Origin of the sequence: Frankia torreyi (assembly GCF_000948395.1) — a bacterium.
GTDB lineage: Bacteria > Actinomycetota > Actinomycetes > Frankiales > Frankiaceae > Frankia > Frankia torreyi.
The window spans coordinates 1-3,981 of record NZ_JYFN01000128.1 but is presented as its reverse complement, the minus strand read 5'-3'; the positions used below and the strand labels follow the sequence as shown (position 1 = coordinate 3,981).

At 68.2% G+C, this 3,981-nt stretch carries 3 protein-coding genes; 2 read left to right on the top strand and 1 reads right to left on the bottom strand.

Going from position 1 to position 3,981, the window contains the following annotated elements; all coding sequences use genetic code 11:
* Window positions 1–55: 55 nt before the first annotated feature.
* Entirely contained in the window at window positions 56–1,561 is a 1,506-nt protein-coding gene (locus tag FF36_RS31060; RefSeq protein WP_242423006.1) for an ABC transporter transmembrane domain-containing protein, read from the bottom strand.
* A gap of 569 nt (window positions 1,562–2,130) precedes the next feature.
* Here FF36_RS31060 and FF36_RS31055 point away from each other — a divergent pair.
* Window positions 2,131–3,501, top strand: coding sequence for a lipase (locus tag FF36_RS31055; RefSeq protein ID WP_044888776.1), 1,371 nt, complete (start codon window positions 2,131–2,133; stop codon window positions 3,499–3,501).
* A gap of 164 nt (window positions 3,502–3,665) precedes the next feature.
* On the top strand, window positions 3,666–3,981 hold a 316-nt coding region (locus FF36_RS31050; protein ID WP_044888777.1), incomplete at its 3' end, for a transposase.

The window sequence follows — 3,981 nt, the reverse complement described above, 5'->3', positions numbered from 1 at the left end:
TTCCCCGCCAAGAAGCCGATCGACAAGCACCTCGCAGGACCGCCGCCCACCGTGGTCACAGTCCTGATCCGAACCTAAAGTTCCTGGTATTGGCCCGTCGCGCCGCCGACTCGACCTGTTCCTGCGTGGCCGCGGCGGCCGTCCCATAGGTGATGTTGTCCCGAATGGACCGGTGGAACAGCGTGGTGTCCTGCGGGACGTAGGAGATTCCCGCGGCGAGCGCGTAGTTCGACGTCGGGCGGCCGTCCAACCGGACGATGTCCGCCGGCAGCGGGTAATAGCCGAGCAGCAGCTTGACGAGCGTCGTCTTGCCGCTTCCGCTGCGGCCCACGATGCCGATCTTCTCGCCCGGTTCGATCGTCAGATCGATGCCGGCGAGCACCGGCCTGCCGTCGTTCTCGGGATAGGCGAAGGACAGCCCACGGAACTCCAACCGCCCCGGCGCTTCCGGCACGGCCACCGGGGGCGTCCCTGCCAGCGCAGCCGGCCGATCCGCGGTGACGGGTCGGCCGGCGAAAAGGTAGCGGTAGGCCTCCTCGACCCGCGCGAGGCGGAGATTCAGCTCCGCGATCTCCCAGACCGTGCCCCAGATGAAGTCCGAGAACATCACCAGCACCGAGAGGAACGTCGTGAACTGCGCCAGACTCAGCTCGCCCGTCAGGTACAGATGGAGGTTGAGCAGGATCGAGACCGGCCAGACCAGGTAGCGCACCACGAGGGACATCGAGGCCCAGAACACGACGGTCCAGAAGTACGAGCTGCGGGCGGCCGCGATGACCGTGCGGCGGCGTCGGATCACCTGCTCGTACTCGGCCGCCTCCTGCCGGAACGATTTCACGCTGACGAAGTTCGCGATGACGTCGATCACGTACCCGTCCATCTCGGAGACCTCGTCCGCGAGCCGCTTCTCCGCCCGTGACGAACGGCTCACGGTATGCCGGCCGATGGCCATCATCAGCAGCACGGCCACCAGGAAGGTGAGCCCCGAGTAGACGTTGACGGAAAACATTATTATGACGATTGACGGCACTCGGATAGCCTGCTCCACATAGGTGAAGCAGGTGGTTTCCAGAATCTCCCGAAACTCACGGCCCAACGATGCGATGTAGCTGCTGATCTTGCCGGTGAATTTTCCGACGAAGTACGGGTAGCGCTCGTTGATGACGCTGCGGAAGAGAATGTTCTCGTACTCGTAGCCCCGGTCGTTCAGCAGGCGGAGGTACGTGAGCTCGCCGGTTCGCCAGGTCAGGTCGTGGAGGATGTTGCAGCCGATGAGGATGGCCGCGTACCGGTACACCCCGTCGGTGGACTCCGTCGCATGGGCCAGCGACTGGACGAACCTCCCGATGAAGACGGGCAGGATCGCGAGCGCCACGTTCGAGACCGCGAAACAGGCGACCACGACCAGCAGGGAGCCCTTGAAGGTGCCGACGAAACCCAGGTAGGAACGCAGCCCCGCGTGCCGGCCCGGCTCGCCCCGAGCGGCGCTCCCGATATCGCCGGCCGAGGATTCGGAGGGTCGTATTCGTTGCCAGGGAATGTCGTCGCCCGCAGCGTCCACCCGGAAATCATGACAGGCATGGGGCACTATCCGCATCCCATTTTACGGCCGCGCCCCCACCGGGGCCGCAGATCCTCCCGGATCAGAGCGCATCGCATCGGATCAGGTCGGATCCGGTCGGATCGGATCCGACCAGATCGGGTCGGATCGGGTCGGGTCGGATCGCTGCAGGGTCCGGAACCCGAGCGGATCGGGTGGGGCTGTGGGACGGCCGTGACCGTCGACCGCGGTCGGGTGCCCGGGCCACGTCACCCGCCGATGAGTCGGTGGGGGCGAGTCGGTGGGGGCGAGTCGGTGGGGGCGAGTCGGTGGGGGCGAGTCGGTGGGACGCGTGGTCCTCCGGGACGTCCATCCGCCCGGACCGGACGTTCTCACCGCTTCCCCAACGGACGCCACACCCTGCCGCGAGTGGCCGGCGGCGACGGCCGAAAACGATAGCTTTTGCCGTTCGACCGGGCGATTCAGCCCCGCCCCGTCGGGTTCATGCCCTTCTGTAACGTAATGAGCGGAGCATTCCCGGTGGCGGCCGGCCGCGGCCGCCGAACATCCCGCAGGGAAAGGGGCGTCGCATGCCTCGCGGACGCTGGTTCGGCCTGGCGGCCGCGGTGGTTCTCGCCGCGGTGGCGGCCGCCTGTTCCACCGGCGAGGGCTCCGCCTCCGCGCAGGCCCGCTCCGCGGCGCTCGCCCGGGAGGTGGCGGGCCCCGTGGGTCCGCCGGACGCCGCACGCCTGCCACTGCTGTTCGTTCACGGCACCCTCGGCTCGGGGGACCAGTTCGAGTCGCAGGCGCAGCGGTTCACCAGCAACGGATACCCGGCCGACCGGATATCCGCCTTCGACTACGACGCGTCGTCCTGGGGAAATCCACTGGACAAGGTCTTTCCGCAGCTTGACACGAAGATCCAGGACCTGCTCCGGGCGACCGGGGCGAAGAAGGTCGATCTGGTCGGGCAGGCGGAGGGCGCCGAACTCACCGAGCGGTACCTGGCAAGCTCCGCATCGCGGGCGGGCCGGGTCGCGCATCTGATCAGCGTGGAGGGCTCCCTGGCGAGCGGACCGCCCCGGGGAGTGCCGATGCTCACCGTCTGGGGCACCGGGGATCCCACCCGCCGGGTGCCCGGAGCGAGCAATGTCCGCTTCCCCGACCAGGAGCGCAACCGCCTGCTGACGTCGACGGGTACCTTCCGGGAGATGTTCCGCTTCCTCACCGGGACCGAGCCGTTCACCACCGACGTCGTCGCGGAGAAGGGGCAGATCGAGATCTCCGGCCGCGCGCTGCTTTTTCCCGCGAACACCGGCGTCGCCAAGGCCCGCCTGGAGGTCTACCAGCTCGACCCGAAGACGGGTAAGCGCCTGCCGAAGGGGCTCAGGGGCCTTTTCACCTTGGCCGCCGACGGCTCCTGGGGCCCGTTCCGGGCGGATGGCACCGCCACCTACGAGTTCGCCGTCGTCCGGTCCGGGGAGCCCGTCCATCATTTCTACTACCAGCCCTTCCGCCGCACCGATCGACTCGTCCGCCTTCTGACCAGCCGGCCGGACCAGGAGATCGGCGGTGGCATGAAGACCGACGCGAAACAGACCGATCTCGTCGTGAGCCGAGGCCTGGAATGGTGGGGCGACCAGGGCGGGGACAGTGACATCCTCACCGTCGACGGGACAAATGTCCTGAGCCCGGGGGTGGCCCCGCGGTCCAAACTGGCCCTTGCCGTGTACCTGTTCGATCGCGATGCCGACGGTGTCTCCGACGTCATGGCTCCGATCCCCGACTATTTCGGGATCGGCTTCATCACCGGTGCGGATCTGCACATCCCGGCGGGCGACCGCTCGGTCGAGGTCGCGGTGACCCCTCGAGGGCAGGCGGCGCACCGGGCGGTGCTGCGGGTACCCGCCTGGCCGTCCGACACCGACCGCGTGACAGTGCACTTCCGCGACGACGACTGAGGAACCGAGCGAGCACCGAGGCGGTGACGGCCGAGGTGACGGCCGAGGTGACGGCCCGCGGCTTAGAGGGTGTTGGGTAACTGGGGATGTTCGGAATGTGATGGTGCTGGTGGGATGGCGTGTCGTGGGGTGCCCGCGGGGAGNTTCCGGNCACGATCGGACCGGTGTGTGTCTGTTCGTGTAAGGCCGCCTACGACACGTCGTTGACGGACGGGCAGTGGGCGGTGATCGGACCGCTGTTGCCCGTGCGGGACCCGTGCCGCGGTGGTGCCCCGTTGAAGTACGACCGACGCCTGGTGATCGACTCGATTCTGTACGTGCTGGGAGCGGGGTGTTCGTGGCGGCGGATGCCGCATGACCTGGCGCCGTGGGACGTGGCCTACCGGTGGTTTCGGGACTGGACCGCGGACGGGACGTGGGCGCGGGTCCACGACACCCTGCGCGACCGGGTCCGCCAGGCCGACGGGCGGGATCCGCAGC